The sequence below is a fragment of the Shewanella sp. ECSMB14101 genome (assembly GCF_000773485.1).
Classification (GTDB): Bacteria; Pseudomonadota; Gammaproteobacteria; order Enterobacterales; family Shewanellaceae; genus Shewanella; species Shewanella marisflavi.
This window is the reverse complement of record NZ_JSFF01000027.1, coordinates 24,044-44,221: the sequence shown is the minus strand read 5'-3', so window position 1 is coordinate 44,221 and position 20,178 is coordinate 24,044. Positions and strand designations below refer to the sequence as shown.

The window sequence follows — 20,178 nt, the reverse complement described above, 5'->3', positions numbered from 1 at the left end:
GATAAAAAAAGCACCTTGCGGTGCTTTTTCTGTTTATAAGCGGATCAACTGAGGCTCAACTCTTTGAAGTTGGCGATCTGTGGGTAGTCGCCTGTGCGTTGAGTGGTCTCACGCACCATCTGGATCACGCGCATGCCAGCCTGTTCGGCCGCCTTGAGCTCTTCCAGTACGTCAGAGATAAACAGTACCTGCTTAGGCGCCAGGCTGATGGTATTGATGATATTGCTATAAGCCTGTTTAAACAGCTTGTTACCGGTACGGGTATCGAAGTGACCATCGAAATACTCGGTCAGGTCGCCACCATCGCTGTGGCTGAACAGGAGTTTCTGTGCATCTACCGAGCCAGATGAGAAGCTGTAGAGGCGTACGTTTTGCGCCTTAATATCTTTCACGCTGTCGATGAAGTCAGGGTAGATATGTCCCTTAAATTCACCTTTGGCGTAACCCTGTTTCCAGATTAGGCCTTGAAGTGTCTTAAGCGGAGTCGCCTTGCGATCTTCAGCAATCCACAGTTCTAAGATCTCGACGACACGTTCTAGTGAGGCTTCGGGTTCAAGCGCGATATCTTTAACATCGCTAATGCAGTTATCGACTAATACATTAGTTTGATTTTCTTCTAAAAAATCAGCAAGGACCTTAGCCGAATAGGGAAAAAGGGTGTCCTGAATAAAGTTCAGATCGGTTGTTGTACCTGCTGTATCTACAACTATGGCTCGAATACCCATACGTTGGCTTACTCCACTATGTATTAATAGAAATGATCCGCTTATACGACAGGCCAGATCCTAAGCTGAAATCGCCCCTTTGGCTAGGGTCTGTTTCTCTTTCAGGTTTAATTTGTGCTTATGAGCCAAGTAACATAGTTTGGCTATGTCAATGGCAAGCAACAAAGCGCAATGCGTTTAGCTCACCCCTTGGGACAGCGCTTGGAGGCGAAAGGTAAAGGGTGACCGCCAGTTTATGTAGAATACTACATCACGCCGACTCTGCCTTGTATAAATCGCCGACAAGTTACCGCACTAACAAACAGCAAAGGTCAATCGACCTTGCCGGATCAAGGTTTGACTTGTATTTGGTTGAATATCATACTAATCCGCTTAAGTCAGAGGATCAGGGAAAGGCGTATGACGTTAAAATATAGCGGCTTTTTTAGCTGCATAGCATTGATAGCTAGTTGTGTTTGTTTGCCGCTTGCGGCCGAGATCAGCGTAAAGCCGCTGCCTACTCAGCTGGAGAGTTGTGAGCGTGGCGAGTGCATCGACCACTTCAAAGAATACAAGACACTGGCCCGTTACGGCCATTCCGATGCCATGTACACCCTGGCTGAGATGTACCGTTTGGGGTATGGCACTCAGGTCGACATGGAGCGATCTACCAAGTGGTATCGGCGCGCGGCCAAGTTAGGTAATCCTTTTGCCCAGTACAAGGCGGCTATTCTCTATTTGCAAGATGGCGAGAACCGGGATATCGACAAGGCGATGCGCTATCTGCGAGATGCCAATCGCGGCGATCTGAATGAGGCGGCTCACCTGCTGGGGATGCTCTATATAGAAGGCGAGCTGGTAGAAAAGGACAAGGAGAAAGCCAAGGCTTACCTGATCAAGGCCTATGAGGCGGGGCATGAGCCGACGCTGAATCTGCTGGCAGAAGCCAGCGAGGTGGCCCTGGAGGTGAAACGTCAGGCAGAGGTTCAGCCAGTAAAGGAGACTGCAAGACAAGCGCCTACTGATGATATGGAGGTGATCGAAGTGCGAGCACCTAGTATCGAAGAGGTATTTAGTTACCACATTGCCACCATGCGTGGTGGAGTACCCGATGCGGTCAGCGGCACGGGAACCTCTCTGCGGGGGCGTACCTGCGGTGAGATGATCTCCTGTAATAGTCAGTCTGACCGGGAGCGAATTAGAGACTTTCTTATGTCGACCTGGTAAAGGCTCGCGTTGCGTTATCGCTTAACAACAAGGAATACACGTGATAAATAGATGGATTGTAGGCGTTATTTTACTGCTCGGCAGCAGCTTGAACCTGGCTCAGGCGGCAACTCCTCATCTGGAGACCCTGCTGGTCAAGGCTCCGGACATTGAAAAGCCCATTGCCTTTAATGTCACTCTGCCCCCAAGCTACGGTAAGAATCCCGATAAGCGCTATGTGCTCCTGTTCGACTTTCATCCCCGCAGTCGCAGCTACCTGGATGGCATGCATGACTGGATGAGCCATAACGGTGACTGGCCTTGGTTGGAGACCATTATCGTCACGGCGCCCGATGGCGACGAGACCTTAGGTCAGCTGAAGAGCCAGGCAATTGAGCAGGAAGGTAGTACCGCCTTGCTGGATTTCATGGAGCAGTCGCTGCTGCCGACCATTGATGCCAAGTATCGCACCAATGGTTTTCGTATCATGAACGGCTTTACCGGCAATGCCGGCTTGGTGCTCTACACCCTGCTTAATCGGCCTGAGTTGTTTAACGCCTATTTGGCGGCAAGCCCAGTACTGAGTGACGACTTTGCCTATGTGATGAAATCCGCCGCCGTGAAGCTGGAGCGCATTAAGGGCAAGCCGCGCTACCTGATGCTAACCACCAGTGACAGCAATTTCGAGCAGCGTCAGCTGGCAGATTTCGCTGCCTTCGAGGAGCTTCTCAAGACGACTAATCATCCGGCGTTGCACTATAAGGTGAAGCGTTTCGACGGCACCTATTATATGACACAGCCAATCCTAGCGACTGCTTACGGCATAGAGTGGCTGTTCGATGACTATCACAGGGTGCTCTCGCCTGACTCAGAAATTGCCAAGGGCGGCGTCAAAGGGATCCTCGACCACTACCGTTTTCTGTCGCAGCAGAAGTATGGCTTTGCCGTGCCCTCTACCGATTCGCTGATCGCCTTGGCGGATGCCGAGTTTGCCAAGGATAGCGACAAGGGGCTCAGCATCTACCGCGCGGCGGTGGAGGCTAACCCTGAGTCCCACACTGCACACGATGCCTTGGCTCGGGTCTATGGCGAGCTGAAGATGTTTGATCAGGCTATCGAGCAGCAGAAGTTGGCGTTGGCCAAGACAGATCATCCTTTCTGGACCCGCAAATACAGTGAGAGTCTGGCTGCGTTTGAGGCTCAGAAGCGCCCTTAACAGCTTCCCATAAGCTTTTTACACTCAGCCATAAGGTTAAGCCCAAACCCATCCGCATTTGCCCTTTTTTGGTGCAGATGCTGTTGGGGTTGGGCGCTACCAGAGTGGAGCTCTTGCGTTAATCCAATCGGTTTTCCGAGTTGCAAACCCCTATTATGCTTAGGTTTTCACTCATGCAGCCATGTTTCCGCTGTGTCTTGCCCTTGGTGCCACTCTGGCGAGTGGGGTTGGCGCCATAGTTGCAACGCTCAGGATAGTTACCTTTGGAGAGCAGTCTATGGCGGCAATGAGTTATTTGAGCGTGATCGAGCGTTACCATGAACATGAGCAGTTGGTAAAAGAGTTGATGGAGTCGATTCTGGTGGGGATAAGCGATCCCCTGATGTTGTCAGACCCAGGTTTTCGGGTGCGGGCGATGGCCGAGATTGCCAACAGTTATCCCTTTATCGAGCTGCTTTATGTGCTCGACGGCGATGGAGTGCAGATCAGCGAGAATGTCGCCATAGTCAATCGTGTGGTGCAGGCTATTCCTGTTGGGCGCAACCTGAGCCGCAGCCATCGTCCCTATTTCTCGAAGGCGCAGGAGAGTAAGCGCCTTAAGATCACCACACCCTATCTCTCCAATGCCAGCGGCAAACTGTGTTTGTCGGCCTCTTACCGTATCGATGACGATAGCGGCCGCGGCTTTATCGTGGTGGATATCAACTTGACCCAGTTGATTGAATTTATGATGGGCGATAGAGCCAGACGCCGGGCGACACCACTGTTTAAGGGCATTTACTCGGCATTGGTGCTGGGGCTGTTTATCATGGTGTTCGTGCTGATCAGCATGGCAACCGTGGATATTGTCGCCTTATTGGCACAAGGCGTTGTGCCCAGTGGCTCCATTAAGCCCTTTAGCATCATCATCTTCATCACCTTGGCCTTGGCGGTGTTCGATCTGGGTAAGACGATACTCGAAGAAGAGGTGTTAATGCATAAGGATATCTTCCGTCACAGCTCTACCCGGCGCACCATCACCCGATTTATCTCCACTATCTTAATTGCCGTTTCTATCGAGGCGCTATTGACCATGTTTAAGGCCTCTCTGGGTGAGATGGAGTATGTGCTGCCGGCCATCGGCATGATGTTTGCCGTGGTTGGCTTGCTGGTGGGGCTGGGGATCTATGTGTTTCTCGGTGCCAAGGCCGAGCTGCTGCTTAAGCAGGGCAATGGTAAGCCTTAGGCCCTTAAACTAGGCAGACCTAAGGCGTTACTTAGCTAGTACAAGGTGCCGCTCAGCTGGAGCGGCACACTCCAGCGCAGTTGGGACGGTATTGGCACACTGGCTTATCCGTCCCTTTACTCTATGTGACTATTCGTTACCCTTTCTCGTCCAACCCGCAGGCAGGCTGTTTTCCATTCTATCTAAGCGTTGTAGCAGCTGGTTCTGATTGTCGATCACCTGCTGTTGATTGGCGATGATCTGCTGCTGAATCGCTTGAGTCTGGCAGTATCTAAGCTTGTTATGGCCATAATTGGCGGCCGTCAGTGCCGCCGAGGAGATACCGTTGAGTAGCTCACCGAACTTCTTCAAAGGGTTATTCTTTATTGTGCCGCCCACATAGCCATGCACCTGAGCAACAGGCTCAATCTTGGTGGTGCCCAGCGCCTTGAGCAGTTGACCGAATAGCTTAATGGAGCCCGCGCCGGCGGTGACGAAGAACGCCGCCTGTTCAAACTCGGCAGGATTACCGTTGATAAACTGGCAGCTGTCGCCTACCAGGCTGTTGATGCTGAGACTGGTATTGATATTGGGGCTGAGCCCTTGCCTTAGAGTCTCCAGATGGGTCGTCATCTCGTGAAATACATCGAAGAATCCAGATTGGAAGGCACCACCGTCGACCGTGAAGGCGCGGTAGAGGGGATAAAGCGAGTAGCCAGGCATGGCGTCGATCAGGTTGATCATGGGGTCGAAGTGGTAGATGTTGCCTAGCAGGCTGCTGTCTTGCATGTTAAATAGCAGGTTACCCGTGGACTCCAGATCGCTCACGAAGGCGATAAGATCGTTTTTAAAGCGGTAGCAGTCGCTGCCACCTGAGCAGCTGGCGCCACCAAAGGCCGCGAGTCCCTCAAATTCTTGTTGGATCACCATGCGACCTTCGCTGCCAGCGTTTTCAATCATGTCGAACATCTGCTGGGTATAGCCATTAAAACTTTGTTGTGCTTTCTGTAAAATCAGCACCTTACCTTGTATGTCTACCGTATTGGTGACGGTTTTACCGGCATCTTCTGCGGCGTCGGCGGCGTCTGTTGCCGTGATTTTGAGTTTATTCCAGATATCTGTAAGTAGATCGGCCTGGCTGTTTGGGCTATAGGTTAAGCCTGTGGCGGCAATTAAACCGGCAATCAGCAAAGGGTATGCGCGGGAGAATGTATGGCTGTTCATAGTGACTCCTAATTGATCACTCTTGATCAAGCAAGGGGAGATCTTTTAGGTATAGTGGCTATCGGTTGGGGGTGAGAATTGGCTGCTAGTGAAATATGCTCAAAGCAGAGTCCCCCGGGCGTTACAGGTGGTTTTATGCCGAATCACTCTGCTTTACAGGGAGTGAGCAACTATCTTGTGTCGTCATTCGCGTCCGGCGTGTTTTTTGGCTAGGTAATAGTCGAGATTCTTGCTTGCTGCAATGTGAGCCCGGCGCTGTTTATTTGCCTCTAATGGGCGTAGCTTAGGCCGATAGCTAAGTCAGGTAGCTAAGTCAGGTAGCTAAGTCAGATAGCCCTGTGAGCCTGCTAATGATGATGGCTTAATGCTTGTCGTTTGAAATGAAGAGCTTTGCACGAGGTTTTTATGGCAAATCCAATCCAACTCAGATCCGAGATCACCTGTCCCCACTGTGGTTACAAGCAAGTGGAGACCATGCCCGAAGATGCCTGCCAATTCTTCTACGAATGCCAGGGCTGCCATGAGATTCTCAAACCCCTCCCGGGCGACTGCTGCGTCTTCTGCTCCTACGGCACGGTGAAGTGTCCGCCAATACAACGGGGACAGTGTTGTCAGGGTAGGTCTTCCTAAGACCCAGAATGGTGGGGATTAGCATTGGCTTGCTTAAATCAGGGGGAAACCTAGCCGAGGACGTGGATATAAAATTATTAGATTTGGCCGGAGCCATTACTTGCATCGGTATTTGTAGTTCTTACCTTTACTGTTACTAATCGCCTGCCGCGGGCTTATGTGCAGGTACGTCTTCGGGACGCTGTGAAGCCATCCCTGGCCGCTTAACGAAAACATCTGACCGACATGGATGTTGGGAATGCCGAAAAATGTTGGGAACATTTTCGGCCCTGTTTTCGATACCCTCAGACATACCTACACACCTTATTCAACGTCTCTTCGATTAACCTGATTTTGTATCTGTTAGGTCAACAGTAGGAAAACTCATAAGTGATAGAGGAACAGAGAAATATCCAAATTTGATCGCATTTCATAGATGAATTAGTTGAGGCCAAATCGAAGAGACAGATGACTGGGTGTAAGCACGCTTTTGGCCTTCGGTGGCATGGATGCCACCGCAGAGCACCCAGGGACGGGCTTGAACAACTTCCCTGTTTAAAAGCCAGTTCGGCATCCATGCCTCTCGTTCGTGAGCTAGAAGCTGCGCTTCACTCACCCTGCCAAAAGAGTGCTTGCACATTAGCCCACCGCAGGTGATAGATAACCTATTAAGCCATGGTTATCTCATTCACTTGCCAGATACCAAAACCCTTAGGGGCACAAAACAAGAAGATTACTTCATCATCTTACTGATGAACCAACTTCCCGTTTTTCACCACTTCCTTACACACATTCACCCCATAGCTGTAGGCTAGGGCGGCGGGGGTGGTGATATCCCACAGGCAGAAGTCGGCCTGCATGCCAGGTTTGAGCACGCCGACAGTGGCCTCGACTCCCAGCGCCTTGGCGGCGTTGCGGGTCATGCCCGCCAGTGCCTCTTCTGGGGTGAGGCGGAACAGGGTGCAGCCCATGTTGAGCATCAGCAGGCTGGAGCAGAGCGGCGACGAGCCCGGGTTATAGTCGCTGGCCAGCACCATGGGCACCTCGTATTGACGCAGCAGGTCGATTGGCGGCATCTGGGTTTCCCGTAGGAAGTAGAAGGCGCCGGGGAGCAGGGTGGCACAGGTGCCGCTCTCGCTTAGCGCCTTCACGCCGGCCTCGTCCAGGTATTCGATATGGTCCACCGACTTGGCGCCTAGTCCTGCGGCCATGGCCGACCCGCCCAGGTTAGAGAGCTGCTCGGCGTGCAGCTTGATATCCAGACCGGCTGCTTTGGCCGCGCTCAGTACGCGCTCAGTCTGCTCCAGGCTGAAGGCGATGTTTTCACAGAAGACATCCACGGCATCGGCCAGGTTTTCGTTAATGACCGCGGGCAGCATCTCGTCGATCACCAGGTCTACATAAGCGTCGCTGTTGTCCTTGTACTCGGGCGGAATGGCATGGGCGCCGAGGAAGGTGGTCTTCACGTCCACATGATGATGCTTACCCAGTTCGCGGGCGACCCTGAGGAGCTTGAGCTCGGTTTCTGTGTCCAGGCCGTAGCCAGATTTTATCTCGACCGTGGTCACCCCTTCTTTGGCGAGGGCATTGAGGCGTTGGCGTCCCAGTTCGAACAGCTCTGCTTCGCTGGCCTCGCGGCAGGCCTTGACCGTGCTGATGATGCCGCCGCCAGCGCGGGCGATCTCTTCATAGCTGGCACCTTGTAGGCGCAGCTCAAACTCGTTGGCGCGGTTGCCGGCGAACACCAGATGGGTGTGGGCGTCGATAAGGCCTGGGGTAAGCCAGCCGCCCTTGCCTCTGTAAACCGGCGTTGACAAGACATCGAACTCGGGCAGCTCGCTACGGGGACCCATCCAGACGATCTTGCCCTCCTTGACGGCGATGGCGGCATCGGTGATCGCACCGTAAGGCGCTGAAATTTCAGGGTCCATAGTGGCGATATTGACGTCAATCCAAACCTGATCCCAAGACATGATGTTTCCCTCGACTGGCGCGCCTTAACGGTGGCGGCAATAAATTTGTGTGAGCTAGCTTGTATTTACTTGTATATACAAGCTAGGATTATAGCGGTAATTTTCAGCATTTGAAAAGTGTAATCGAGTTTGCGGCGATGCCTAGGAGCAATAGCTACCCGGCAAGCCTACAAGGAGCAGAGATGGCGACGCCCAAGTTTGCAGAGATCAAACAGTTTATCTTGACCAAGGTGGAGTCCGGCGAGTGGCAGCAGCATAGCCGAGTGCCATCGGAGAACCAGTTGGCCGAGCTGTTTACCTGTAGCCGCATGACGGCGCGGCGTGCCCTGACTGAGCTGACCGAGTCTGGCGTGCTCGAGCGCTCCCAAGGCCTGGGCACCTTCGTGGCCGGGCTCAAGTCGCAATCTTCCATGATGGCGATCCGTAATATCGCCGACGAGATCAAGGACAGGGGCCATGGTTACAGCGTGGAGCAACTTGAGTTGACCCTAACCCAGGCTACGGCGCCGATTGCTATCGCTTTGGGGCTTGAGGAGGGCAGCGAGGTGTTCTACTCGGTATTGGTGCACTGCGAGCAGGGGACGCCGCTGCAACTGGAAGAACGTTTCGTTAATCCCCAGCTGGTACCCGACTATCTGGCCCAGGACTTTAGCCTGCAGACGCCCCACGAATATCTCTCCTTCGTGGCACCGCTCACCGAGGCCCGCCACACCATAGAGGCCGTGGTGGCCGACGACATCCAGCGCGAGCGATTGCAGATAACCCAGAGCGAACCTTGCCTGCAGATCCTGCGTCGTACCTGGTCCCGTCAGGGGGTGGTGAGTTTTGCTCGCCTGTTGCATCCAGGCAGCCGTTTCCGCCTCGGCGGTCACCTGACCTTTAACCGTTAAAGCGATAACCCTATTTGGGAACGGCCTGTTTCCCTAAGCAGTATTTAAGACTGTCACAGGTAATGAGTTACTGAATAAAGATAAAAATAATGTCATCAAGACAGCACAAATGAGGTAAGCAAGAATGGATAAGAGACACGACCCTAGCCGTCGCATTATCGCGCCACATGGCACTACGCTGAGCTGTAAGAGCTGGCTCACCGAGGCGCCGATGCGCATGCTGATGAACAACCTGCACCCAGATGTGGCCGAGCGCCCGGAAGACCTAGTGGTCTATGGCGGTATCGGCCGTGCGGCGCGTGACTGGCAGTGCTATGACAAGATTATCGAGGTGCTACAGCGCCTGGAAGAAGACGAGACCCTGCTGGTGCAATCAGGTAAGCCTGTGGGCGTGTTCAAGACCCACAGCAATGCGCCACGCGTCATCATCGCCAACTCTAACCTGGTGCCACATTGGGCCAACTGGGAACACTTCAACGAGCTGGATAAGAAGGGCCTGGCCATGTATGGCCAGATGACTGCGGGTTCTTGGATCTACATCGGCTCTCAGGGAATCGTTCAGGGCACCTACGAGACTTTCGTGGCCATGGCCAAGCAGCACTTTGGCGGCGACGCCAGCGGCAAGTGGATCCTCACCGGCGGCTTGGGTGGCATGGGTGGCGCTCAGCCACTGGCCGGCACCATGGCGGGCTACTCTGTACTGGCCTGTGAGGTGGACGAGACCCGCATCGACTTCCGTCTGCGTACCCGATATGTGGATAAGAAGGCCACTAGCCTGGATGAGGCGCTGGCGATGATCGACGAAGCCAACAAGAGCGGCAAGCCTGTTTCTGTCGGCCTGCTCGCCAACGCCGCCGACGTTTTCGCTGAGTTAGTTGAGCGTGGTGTTACGCCAGATGTGGTGACCGATCAGACCTCGGCACACGACCCGCTAAATGGCTATCTGCCACAGGGCTGGACTTTAGAATACGCCGCCGAGATGCGAAAGAAAGATGAGGCGGCCGTGGTCAAGGCGGCCAAGCAGTCGATGGCGGTGCAGGTGAAAGCCATGCTGGCCCTGCAGGCGGCGGGCGCTGCCACCACAGATTATGGTAACAACATTCGCCAGATGGCGTTTGACGAGGGCGTGGAAAATGCCTTCGATTTCCCGGGCTTTGTGCCAGCCTATGTGCGTCCTCTCTTCTGCGAAGGCATTGGTCCCTTCCGCTGGGCGGCGCTCTCTGGCGATCCCGAAGATATCTACAAGACAGATGCCAAGGTGAAGGAGCTGATTCCTGACAACCCGCATCTGCACAACTGGCTGGATATGGCGCGCGAGCGCATCGCCTTCCAGGGTCTGCCTGCACGTATCTGCTGGGTCGGCCTGAAAGACAGGGCGCGTCTGGCGAAGGCCTTCAACGAGATGGTGAAAAACGGCGAGCTGTCGGCGCCTATCGTGATTGGCCGTGACCATCTGGATTCTGGCTCTGTGGCCAGTCCTAACCGTGAGACAGAATCTATGTTGGACGGCTCAGATGCAGTATCTGATTGGCCGTTGATGAACGCTCTGCTCAATACGGCAAGCGGCGCGACCTGGGTGTCTCTGCACCATGGCGGCGGCGTCGGCATGGGCTTCAGCCAGCACTCGGGAGTGGTGATTGTTGCCGATGGTACCGATGAGGCTGAGGCGCGTCTGGGCCGTGTGCTGTGGAATGACCCAGCCACGGGCGTGATGCGTCATGCGGATGCGGGCTATGAGATCGCCAAGCAGTGTGCCAAGGAGCAGGGCCTAGATCTGCCTATGCTCAACCGATAAGAATAATAACAAGAGGTTGTAACAATGAGTCATTTAGTATTAAAGCCAGGCACCTTAAGCCTGGCGCAGCTAAGAGCCATCAGTCGTGGCAAGGTGAGTCTGGAGCTGTGTGAGAGCGCGGTTGCCGATATCAACACCAGCGCAGGCCTGGTACAGAAGGTGATCGACGAAGGCCGCACCGTCTATGGCATTAACACTGGCTTTGGTCTGCTGGCCAACACTAAGATTGGCGAGCAGGACCTGCAGCTGCTGCAGCGCTCTATCGTGTTGTCTCACGCCGCCGGTACTGGTCAGTATATGCAAGATGCCACAGTGCGTCTGATGATGGTGCTGAAGATCAACTCTCTGAGCCGCGGTTTCTCAGGCATTCGTCTCGAGGTGATCAACTTCCTGATCGCCCTGGTGAACGCTGAAGTTTACCCCTGCGTGCCCGAGAAAGGGTCGGTAGGCGCCTCGGGCGACCTGGCACCGCTGTCACACATGTGTTTGCCGATGCTGGGCGAAGGTGAGATGAGCTACAAGGGACAGCTTATCTCGGCCGCAGAAGGCCTTAAGATCGCTGGTCTTAAGCCCATTGAACTGGCGGCGAAGGAAGGTCTGGCGCTGCTTAATGGCACTCAGGCTTCTACCGCACTGGCGCTGGAAGGTCTGTTTAACGCCGAAGATCTGTTTGCGGCCAGCTCGGTGATTGGCGCCATGAGCGTCGAGGCCGCCATGGGCAGCCGCAGCCCGTTCGACCCACGCATTCATGCAGCGCGTGGTCAGAATGGGCAGATCGACTCTGCCGCCGTGTTCCGTCACCTGTTGGGTGAAGAGTCGGAGATTAGCTTAGATCATGTGAACTGTGAGAAGGTGCAAGATCCTTACTCGCTGCGCTGTCAGCCACAGGTATTAGGCGCTTGTCTAACTCAGATCCGTCACGCTGCCGAAGTGCTGGCCACCGAGGCTAACGGCGTAACCGATAACCCATTGGTGTTCCAGGATACCGGCGATATCATCTCGGGCGGTAACTTCCACGCAGAGCCTGTGGCCATGGCGGCGGATAACCTGGCGATTGCCATTGCCGAGCTGGGCTCGATTGCCGAGCGTCGTATCGCCTTGTTGATCGACTCTAACCTCTCTAAGCTGCCACCATTTTTGGTGGAAAATGGCGGGGTGAACTCAGGCTTTATGATCGCGCAGGTGACGGCGGCGGCTCTGGCCTCTGAAAACAAGACCTATGCACATCCTGCCTCGGTTGACAGTCTGCCAACTTCCGCTAACCAGGAAGATCACGTTTCTATGGCGACCTTCGCGGCGCGCCGTCTGCGTGATATGTCGGAAAACACCCGTGGCGTACTGGCAGTTGAATTGCTGGCGGCGGCTCAGGGCTTGGATTTCCGCGCACCGCTGCAACCTGCGACCGCTGTGGCTCAGGCTAAGGCCGAGCTGCGTGAGGTGGTGGCTTATTATGACAAGGACAGATTCTTTGGTCCGGATATCGAGGCGGCTACCAAGCTGCTACTGAGCGCCAGCTATAATCGCTATCTGCCGGCAGGTATTCTGTCGAGCTTCTAGTGAACTAAGTTGCTTAAAAGGGGCCCTCAGGGCCCTTTTTTATTGGATGGCGTATCGGCATAGTGACAAGTGATTAGTGCTTAAGTCTGTGTTGCCATGGTGGCGCTATCCCGTTAGCGTAGAAGGCCAATTTGTCGAGGAGTTTACTATGCAGGGAATCGCTTTTCAGGATGCCTATCCGGATGACTTAAGCCATTGTTACGGCTGTGGTCGCAACAATGAACGTGGTCATCAGCTTAAGAGTTACTGGCGCGGTGAGCAGACCATAGCTCATTTTACCCCCGAACCCTTTCACACGGCGATCCCAGGGTTTGTTTATGGTGGCCTGATTGCCTCATTGATCGATTGTCATGGTACCGGCAGTGCCAGCGCGGCCGCACAAAGGGCGCTTGAGCTGACGGGCGAGCACTTAGATGAGCCGCCCAGATTTGTCACCGCCGCCCTTAACATAGACTATTTGGCGCCGACTCCTATGGGCGTGGAACTTGAGCTTGTCGGTGAGATCATAGAGGTGAAGCCTCGCAAGGTGGTGGTGGTGGAGATTACCCTGTCGGCTGAGGGCAAGGTGTGTGCTCGAGGGCATATGGTGGCGGTCAGGATGCCTGAGACAATGGCTTTATAGATCCTATAAAAAACAGGCCGCCAGGGCCTGTTTTGTTATGTTTGAATGGCGTTGGGTTAGCGCGAACTCATATCCACAATTTTCAGCGTCATCAGCTCCTTGCTCCACTGGGCCTTGTCGATGCCTTCAATCCACAAGGTTTCGCTGTTGCGGGTCTGGCCCTTACGCAAATAGGTTTCGGGTACACGGAAGATAGCCTGCCATACGTTGGCTGTCTCAGTCTTAATCAGCTCGCCAGAGTCGGCAAACAGGCTGATCTCGAGCTCGATAATCACATAGTTCTCTTCGCTGTTGCTGCTGAGCTCGAAGTCCAGACCAAGACGGCCTTTGTTGTCCCACTGGCTCCTGAGATAACTTACCTTGGCGCCACCCTTGGCGGTGGATCTCAGTAGGTTGGCGTGATCCATGGCCGTTGCTGTCATGGCGTTGCCCACGACCGGGCCGCTGGCGATCACTACCGGCTGCACCTTGGCCGCCTGGACGACAGGCTGATTGACCTGTTCAGTCGCTGTTTGTATCTGATTTTCTGTATTAGTTGTTGTATTTGCTTGAGTTTCGAAGGTCTCTCTCTTAGCTGTCTCATCCTCTGTCACTGCTGGCGTCAGGAACACATATTCCCAGGTGAAGTCAGAATTGAGTCTGACGGTAGCGCCATTTTCCAGGGTGATGAGTGCGACGGCATCGTCAGCCTTATCGGCTGCAAAGGCGGGCGCCATCAAGAGGAAGAGGGCCGTGATGGCACAGCTTTGTAGTGCTTTATACATTGAATTTAACCAGTTTTAGCGGTTTGTCTGTGGCCTCTAGCATAGTCAAACTCGCGGTAAATTCCTATATGCCTGGGTCGCGATTAGCGGATTTTAGTTGCTGTATCCCAGGCTAAAGAGTGCTGACTCGCTGGCGGAGTCATAGCCCAGGCCGAGCACCATATGGCGACCGAGTTGAAAACGTACGCCTAGCTCACCACCCCATTGGGTATCCCTCTGGGTTTCCCAGATGGGTTTTCCACCGACAATTCGCGGCGAGATATTGCTGGTGTGGGAATACTCATAGGTATAGGCACTGGCCCCGCCATAGAGGCTGAGACTGTCGGTGAGCCAATAGCTGACGCCGAAACGCCAAAGCTTTTCCTGGGTATAGGCTTCTTTTGGGGCCTCAAGCTGAATATCTTCTTTCTGGCTCATGGCATAGCCCATGTAGTAACCCCAGTCGGCATAATTGCTGTCATAATGACTGGGCGCGATGGTGATACCATAGAGTGCCGAGTCTGCGGCGATATAATCCAGTGTGATGGCCGTCTTAGGGGCCGGGGCGGAAATGTCATCCTGGTATGTGGCGGCCAGCAATGGCGGTGTGATACTCAGTAGGACACAGGTGAGCAGCGGCTTTAACATCAAGGTCTCCATTTTCTTGGGAAAATGGATTGTTGTGAATCTTTATATTACAGTCAATAAAATAGACTAAAAAAGCTTTTAAAATAAGCAGTTGTGTTACTATTGTTGGTGCGCTGAAATGGACTTGTTATGCGGGCATTATCGGCTGTGACGCCTTAAGTGAATTTACAAGGGAGAGAGTATTTTGGATCAAGAATTACGCGCGCAGGTTTCCCACTGGCTGACTCAAATGGGGATAAATAGTCCGGCTGGCAATGTGTCGACAGGCGTTATGGTCTTTGCCTGCTTGTTGATCGCCTTAATTGGCTACCTGGTGGTGAAACGGGGTGTCGTGAGCACCATGAATATGGTGATCCAGCGCTCTAGGGTGCGTTGGGATGATATCTTCATGAAGCATGGCGTGCTGGAGAAGCTGGCTAAGCTGGTGCCTGCCCTGATTCTTAATATTTTACTGCCGCTAGCATTGGTGGAACATCCGCTGCTTAGCAGCTTGGCCGATAGATTGCTGGATGTGGCCATCGTAGTGCTGTTTGTGCGCGCCGTTTTTAGCATGTTGGACGCAGGTAATGAGATTGCCGATATCAACTTGATTAGCCGTCGTCTGCCGATCAAGAGTTTTGTGCAGCTGCTTAAGCTGTTTATGTTCTTCGTTGCCATCATCATCTCGATTTCCGTGCTGGCTGAGCAGTCGCCGGTCTATTTCCTCAGCGGCCTGGGTGTTGCCACAGGTTTGGTGATGTTGGTGTTTAAAGACACTATCTTAGGTTTCGTGGCCGGTATCCAGCTGGCGGCCAATCGCATGGTCAGTCCCGGCGACTGGATCCAGATGGATAAGTACGGCGCCGACGGTGCGGTGGAAGAGGTCTCCCTGACCACGGTGAAGGTGCAGAACTGGGACAAGACCATCACTATGATCCCGGCCTATGCCTTGGTGTCCGACGCCTTCAAGAACTGGCGCGGTATGTCGGAGTCGGGCGGCAGACGCATCAAGCGAGCGGTTAATATCGATATCGACTCCATTGCTTTTCTTAACGAAGAGCAGCTTAAGCGCCTGGGGAAAATCAACCTACTCAAGGATTATCTGGCGCGCAAACAGGCGGAGATTGCCGAGTTTAACGCCAATATTCAAGACGGTGACATGCCGGTGAACAGCCGTCATCTGACTAATGTCGGTACCTTCAGGGCCTATCTGCTGGAATATATGCGCAAACATCCTAAGGTGCATCAGGATATGACCCTGCTGGTGCGTCAGTTGGCGCCAACCACTGAGGGGCTACCGATAGAGATCTATATCTTCACTAACGATACCCGCTGGGCGGTTTACGAAGATATTCAGGCGGATATCTTCGATCATATCTACGCGATATTGCCGCAATTTAATCTGCGGGCCTTCCAGGCACCAACTGGCGCCGACGTACGAAGTCTTAAGGGAGCCGTCTGATTGGTTCCTCAGGTTGCCCAATCCAGCCGACTAGGGCTGGTTAGTCTCGGGTGACGAGTATGGCGGCCAGAGTAAGAAATACGCCGCCACTGGTGCGGTCGAACCAATGCAGACGGTTGCTGGCTCTGAGTTTAGGGGCCAGCACATTGGCCATGCTGGCGTAGATCATTACAAAGCTGAAATCCACCAGGGCCCAGGTGAGCGCGAGTATGGCGAGCTGTGGCCCCTGGGGCGCCGTGATATCGATAAACTGTGGAAACAAGGCACCAAAGAAGAGCAGATCTTTGGGGTTGCTGATCCCCACTAAAAAAGCCTGTTTGAACATCTGTTTAGGTGAGCCTTTCCTCTTAATGTGCTGTAAGTCCAGCCCCTGAGCGCTGGCCTTGGTCATTATCAGTTTGATCCCCAAATAGATAAGGTAGGCGGCGCCGCAATATTTCAGCAGGGTAAAGCCATATTCGGTCGCACTCAGCAGGGCACCTAGCCCTGCGGCGGAGGCAAACATCAGTAGTAGCGCCGAGCTGACGCTGCCCATTGCTGTGGCCAGGCTACGTACCTTGCCGAAATGGATGCCATGGCTCATCGACAATACCGCCATGGTGCCGGGAGAGATGGCAATCAGCAAGATTGCTGCCAAGTAGAGTAGCCAGGTATCTAAGTTCATCAAAAAATTGTATACAAAACAGCAGGTGGCCGCACTATAACCAGTGCGGCCTGATTTGGCAATCGAGCCTGGACGAACTTAGGCGTGATACTCGGGGATAGTCTTAGGGTGGCAGCCCTTGATGGTGCGGTAAAAGTCGAGAATTTGTGTCATCTCCTTATCGATATCGCCAGTGACGTTTATCGCCTCGGGGATCACCACTCGCTTACCCTCGAAGTCCAGCGCTACAGTGACTATGGGCACCTGGGCCTTGGTGGCGATATGGTAAAAGCCTGTCTTCCAGCGGGTCACCGGGCTGCGGGTGCCTTCTGGGGCCAGAGCCAGCTTGAAATGGGGATCTTGCTGAAACAGTTGGGCCACGGCATCGACCAGATTATTGTTTTTACGCCTATCGACAGGTGTCCCGCCTATGGCCTTGAAGAACCAGCCCCAAGGGGGAATAAACAATTGATGCTTGCCGAGGAAGTGAATTTTTTGCGCCAAAGCCCCTCTGGCGAGTACCCCGATAATAAAGTCCCAGTTGCTGGTATGAGGGCCTACGATAGTAATATATTGGTCAGCCTTGGGAAGGCTGCCATCTATGGTCCAGCCACTGAGTTTTAGGATCGTTTTACACAAGGTTTGAAACATAAATTAGGCTCATTTGATAAGGTCCATTAAGGCATTTTTATAGAGAAGATAATGCCTTACCTAGCTTTTAATATATACTAAACGGGCCCTGATGCCTCCCTCTGGAGAAGATGATGAACAAAAATGGATGGATTTTACTGCTCTTGCTACTCGGACTCCCAGTGCAGGCAGTACCCACTGATGAGATTGCCAATATTTTGAGCAATCAAGAAGCTGCATGGAATCGCGGCGACCTGGATGCCTATATGCAAGGCTACTGGCAGAGCGATAAGATGCGTTTCGTCTCAGGCAATAAATTCCGCTATGGTTGGGCAGAGACCCTAGCTGCTTATAAGAAAAACTACCCCGATAAGGAGACCTTGGGGCAACTCACGTTCACCATAGAAGAGACCAAGATGCTCAGCAATTATGCCGCCATCGTCGTGGGGCGCTGGCAGCTGACCCGGGTGAAAGATAAGCCTAATGGTGTGTTTACCCTTTTGCTTGAGAAGATAGACGACAAGTGGGTGATCACCCTCGACCACTCTTCTGATTAGATTGCGTTAGTGTATGCCGGACGAGCCTCGTCCGGTTGATTCGCGCATACCTCAAACTTAAACACCTGCCTACCCAAGTTTCTGCCCTTACCATCGTACCTGACCTCGATAAATTCACACTTTCCCTGTTTGTCTCGTAGAAAGATCGAGGTCGAGCGGGTGCCATATTCTGGATGCTTAATATAGATGGCCGATAGCTGTCGCTCCCATTCCAGGGCGACACCGGTTTGAGGCAGATCTTCATCGGGCGCCTGACGCTCATCTGTCATGATGGTCAGTAGCGCCTCAATATTTATGGTCTCAGCCCGATTAACCTCCTGTTCCAAGGCTTGGGTGCCCTTGGCCATCTTGGGCCAGATGTCATCAAGCGCGCCATTACTGATGGCGTGAAAGCCCTGAGATAGTGGCTTAACCTGTTTGCTGACACTGTGGTAGCAGTAGAGCTCCAGATCTCTACCGAATAGCAGGTTGAAGGGGTTGTAGTGTTGGCTGTGCTCTTTAAGCCAGCCTGTGGTGATGGGGGCTGCGGGGGTCAAGGCTTTGATCACTAAGTCGCCACGGCTATGGCGATTAGCCTCGTGCAGCTCGGGGGCGCGGATATTAGTGAGTGCGGCGATATCACCGCGGCGATTAACCCCTAGCCAACTGCCGCCGGCCTCGAGATCTTTACCCGCCAGCAGTTGATTCTCGGGTGGCCAGAAGTGAGCCGGTTCTGTGGGTCTGTGATGAAATTCGTCTCGGTTGGCACAGAGGATCAAGGGGTACTGGGGATGTACCTCTAGGGCGACGAAGAGTATGCACATAGGCGGTTCCAGATGGGGCTGTTGTGTTTAACTTAGCCCCCACCGGCGAGAAAAGCTATCTCTTAGTGATGGCCGTGCTCGTGTTTATGCTTAAGTGCCTCGTGGTTGTTAGCCCGCTCATGGCTGTTCGCTGCAGACTCATGGCTGTGATCATGACTGTGAGTGTGCTCGTGGCTGTTAGCAGGCGCATGGCTGTGATCATGGCCCTTGGGCTTCCACAGCATGATACGCGCCATAAACTTGCGTGGTCCCAGTCTTAACAGGCTGGCGGCAAAGAGTGCGGAGATCAAAGCCAGACTCACTTGGTTAACCGTTTCGCTAAGGTTGAGCAGCTGACTCCACTCTGGAATTAACCAGTGGGTGCCCAGTAGACAGAGACCAATCACCCCTGTCAGTGCCAGACGCTGGGTCCAGTCCATCAGTTTTAGCTGCGCCAGATTAAAGACTGGTGCCGCCAGCAGTACCAGCATTACGGCTTCCATACTCCAGCCGCTGTAGGCCAGGGTCAGGGCCAACACGGCGCCACCCAGGTTACAGAATCGCATAGGCAGCAGAAGCAGCAACAAGACCCCAATTTGCACCCAAGGTGAAGAAAGGGGAACCGATGGGTGTCCAATCAGATTGGCAAGTACCAGGCTGAGCACGATCCAGGGGGCGCTACGATCTACCAGATGGGCAAAGCCAAATCGCCAAGCCGAACTTGGAAGTCCCTGATGGGGGTCAGTCGGTTCGACCCGAGTCAGGGTGAGTAAGATGCCGACCAAAGTCAGGCCGATCAGTTGGATCAGTGCCAGGCTTGGGCCTAACAACAGGAGAGTGATCACTAAAGCCTCTGGCCCTGCCAGGCGTTGCAGCCAGCGTTGGCTGAGTCGTTTATGTTGTGGCGACAGGCCAAATTGATAGCGCAGCGCGGCCAGGCTGTAGCTGAGCAGCAGCACAGGGGCCAGCGTCAGCATCCACTCTACGAGTTGTTCGGTGGCATGGCTATGTTCATGGTGGTCGTGACCGCCTGAGTCGACCATAAGCAGAATAAAGAGTAGGGCGATGCCCAGCAGGCTGCCAATACCCGCCTGATATTCATACTTGCCCTGGCTGTCGCTGATGTTGTGGCCGTGGGGCTGATGCAGTACCACGTGCAAAATAGATCCAGTGACGAAGGATTGCAGATAGACGGTATTATCCAGGCTTAGCTGTGCCAATAACTGTTCGCCAGCGAAATAGCCTACGGCGGTAAGCAGCATCATGCCGGCCAGAACGATAGAGGCCCAACGTCCGCCCACCTGAGGCTTGAGTAACCACCAGATCGCCAGACCTACAGGTAGGCGATGCAGAATTACCCCCAGTGCCAGCAGGCTGGAGTTACCGTCTTGCTGGGCCAGCACCATGGCGCCGCCATCGGTAAGGGTGTGTAGCAGCAGGCCACCTATGCCCAGTGTCAACGTGAGGTTATGGGTGACTTCTGAGTAGCGGTGAAACAGACGCTCACTCAAGGTTGGGCCCCATAGGCCTATGATCACAAAGAGGATTGAGAGAAAGCCGCCGTGTTCCAGCAGCTCAGGCAGAATATGGATTAGCACCAGGCCGCCCAGAGACACGAAGATAAAACCATCTAAGCCTTTTTGCAGACCTGTCCCTGTCGTAAAGAAACGATAGAAGAGTGGGCCTAGCAGGAGTGCAATACAACTGGCGACGAGATAGTACATATAAGTGTTA

19 protein-coding genes are annotated in these 20,178 nt (G+C 53.6%); 10 read left to right on the top strand and 9 right to left on the bottom strand.

Annotated features, from left to right (window positions below; all coding sequences use genetic code 11):
• Positions 1 to 44 precede the first annotated feature (44 nt).
• On the bottom strand, positions 45 to 725 hold the full coding sequence (mtnC, locus tag NY07_RS16590) for an acireductone synthase (protein ID WP_033540481.1): 681 nt from the start codon (positions 723 to 725) through the stop codon (positions 45 to 47).
• Between the two features lie 399 nt (positions 726 to 1,124).
• Here mtnC and NY07_RS16585 point away from each other — a divergent pair, with 399 nt between their 5' ends.
• The 3 genes from NY07_RS16585 to NY07_RS16575 all read left to right on the top strand — a co-directional run bounded on the left by NY07_RS16585 (position 1,125) and on the right by NY07_RS16575 (position 4,351).
• Positions 1,125 to 1,931: a tetratricopeptide repeat protein gene (locus NY07_RS16585; protein ID WP_033540480.1), complete on the top strand. Its 807-nt coding sequence runs from the start codon at positions 1,125 to 1,127 to the stop codon at positions 1,929 to 1,931.
• A 40-nt stretch (positions 1,932 to 1,971) separates the two neighbouring features.
• Positions 1,972 to 3,126: an alpha/beta hydrolase-fold protein gene (locus NY07_RS16580; RefSeq protein ID WP_033540479.1), complete on the top strand. Its 1,155-nt coding sequence runs from the start codon at positions 1,972 to 1,974 to the stop codon at positions 3,124 to 3,126.
• A 277-nt stretch (positions 3,127 to 3,403) separates the two neighbouring features.
• Positions 3,404 to 4,351 carry a PDC sensor domain-containing protein gene (locus tag NY07_RS16575; protein WP_033540478.1) on the top strand — a complete coding sequence of 316 codons (948 nt, stop codon included), beginning with the start codon at positions 3,404 to 3,406 and terminating at the stop codon, positions 4,349 to 4,351.
• Between the two features lie 129 nt (positions 4,352 to 4,480).
• Here the strand turns inward: NY07_RS16575 and NY07_RS16570 are convergent, their stop codons facing one another.
• Positions 4,481 to 5,554 (bottom strand): hypothetical protein, encoded by a 1,074-nt coding sequence (locus NY07_RS16570; protein ID WP_033540477.1) that lies wholly within the window; start codon positions 5,552 to 5,554, stop codon positions 4,481 to 4,483.
• A gap of 405 nt (positions 5,555 to 5,959) precedes the next feature.
• On the opposite strand from NY07_RS16570, the gene NY07_RS19745 reads away from it, so the two are divergent.
• Positions 5,960 to 6,184 carry a GDCCVxC domain-containing (seleno)protein gene (locus NY07_RS19745; RefSeq protein WP_081953862.1) on the top strand — a complete coding sequence of 75 codons (225 nt, stop codon included), beginning with the start codon at positions 5,960 to 5,962 and terminating at the stop codon, positions 6,182 to 6,184.
• 725 nt (positions 6,185 to 6,909) lie between these two features.
• Here NY07_RS19745 and hutI read toward each other — a convergent pair.
• The gene (gene hutI / locus NY07_RS16560; RefSeq protein ID WP_033540475.1) at positions 6,910 to 8,136 is read right to left on the bottom strand and encodes an imidazolonepropionase; all 1,227 of its coding nucleotides are present in this window, start codon (positions 8,134 to 8,136) and stop codon (positions 6,910 to 6,912) included.
• Between the two features lie 182 nt (positions 8,137 to 8,318).
• Here hutI and hutC point away from each other — a divergent pair, with 182 nt between their 5' ends.
• The 4 genes from hutC to NY07_RS16540 all read left to right on the top strand — a co-directional run bounded on the left by hutC (position 8,319) and on the right by NY07_RS16540 (position 13,000).
• Complete coding sequence (hutC, locus tag NY07_RS16555; RefSeq protein ID WP_033540474.1) at positions 8,319 to 9,026, top strand: histidine utilization repressor; 708 nt, start codon at positions 8,319 to 8,321, stop codon at positions 9,024 to 9,026.
• 124 nt (positions 9,027 to 9,150) lie between these two features.
• The gene (gene hutU / locus NY07_RS16550) at positions 9,151 to 10,821 is read left to right on the top strand and encodes a urocanate hydratase (RefSeq protein ID WP_033540473.1); all 1,671 of its coding nucleotides are present in this window, start codon (positions 9,151 to 9,153) and stop codon (positions 10,819 to 10,821) included.
• 24 nt (positions 10,822 to 10,845) lie between these two features.
• Positions 10,846 to 12,378: a histidine ammonia-lyase gene (gene hutH / locus NY07_RS16545; RefSeq protein WP_033540472.1), complete on the top strand. Its 1,533-nt coding sequence runs from the start codon at positions 10,846 to 10,848 to the stop codon at positions 12,376 to 12,378.
• Between the two features lie 148 nt (positions 12,379 to 12,526).
• Complete coding sequence (locus NY07_RS16540) at positions 12,527 to 13,000, top strand: PaaI family thioesterase (RefSeq protein WP_033540471.1); 474 nt, start codon at positions 12,527 to 12,529, stop codon at positions 12,998 to 13,000.
• Between the two features lie 56 nt (positions 13,001 to 13,056).
• On the opposite strand, the gene NY07_RS16535 is transcribed toward NY07_RS16540, so the two are convergent.
• On the bottom strand, positions 13,057 to 13,764 hold the full coding sequence (locus NY07_RS16535; protein ID WP_033540470.1) for a DUF3157 family protein: 708 nt from the start codon (positions 13,762 to 13,764) through the stop codon (positions 13,057 to 13,059).
• Positions 13,765 to 13,857: 93 nt separating this feature from the next.
• Complete coding sequence (locus tag NY07_RS16530; RefSeq protein WP_033540469.1) at positions 13,858 to 14,391, bottom strand: hypothetical protein; 534 nt, start codon at positions 14,389 to 14,391, stop codon at positions 13,858 to 13,860.
• Positions 14,392 to 14,575: 184 nt separating this feature from the next.
• Between NY07_RS16530 and NY07_RS16525 the strand changes: the two genes are divergently transcribed.
• On the top strand, positions 14,576 to 15,832 hold the full coding sequence (locus NY07_RS16525; RefSeq protein ID WP_033540468.1) for a mechanosensitive ion channel family protein: 1,257 nt from the start codon (positions 14,576 to 14,578) through the stop codon (positions 15,830 to 15,832).
• A gap of 40 nt (positions 15,833 to 15,872) precedes the next feature.
• Here NY07_RS16525 and NY07_RS16520 read toward each other — a convergent pair whose 3' ends face one another.
• A complete protein-coding gene (locus tag NY07_RS16520) occupies positions 15,873 to 16,496 on the bottom strand; it encodes a LysE family translocator (protein ID WP_033540467.1) in 624 nt (207 codons plus the stop codon).
• Positions 16,497 to 16,574: 78 nt separating this feature from the next.
• Complete coding sequence (locus tag NY07_RS16515) at positions 16,575 to 17,126, bottom strand: lysophospholipid acyltransferase family protein (protein WP_033540466.1); 552 nt, start codon at positions 17,124 to 17,126, stop codon at positions 16,575 to 16,577.
• Positions 17,127 to 17,239: 113 nt separating this feature from the next.
• On the opposite strand from NY07_RS16515, the gene NY07_RS16510 reads away from it, so the two are divergent.
• On the top strand, positions 17,240 to 17,662 hold the full coding sequence (locus NY07_RS16510) for a YybH family protein (RefSeq protein WP_033540465.1): 423 nt from the start codon (positions 17,240 to 17,242) through the stop codon (positions 17,660 to 17,662).
• On the opposite strand, the gene NY07_RS16505 is transcribed toward NY07_RS16510, so the two are convergent.
• The gene (locus NY07_RS16505) at positions 17,659 to 18,465 is read right to left on the bottom strand and encodes an NRDE family protein (RefSeq protein ID WP_033540464.1); all 807 of its coding nucleotides are present in this window, start codon (positions 18,463 to 18,465) and stop codon (positions 17,659 to 17,661) included. The two genes, NY07_RS16510 and NY07_RS16505, sit on opposite strands and share 4 nt — an antisense overlap.
• A gap of 62 nt (positions 18,466 to 18,527) precedes the next feature.
• Positions 18,528 to 20,168: a metal transporter gene (locus NY07_RS16500; RefSeq protein WP_033540463.1), complete on the bottom strand. Its 1,641-nt coding sequence runs from the start codon at positions 20,166 to 20,168 to the stop codon at positions 18,528 to 18,530.
• Positions 20,169 to 20,178 lie beyond the last annotated feature (10 nt).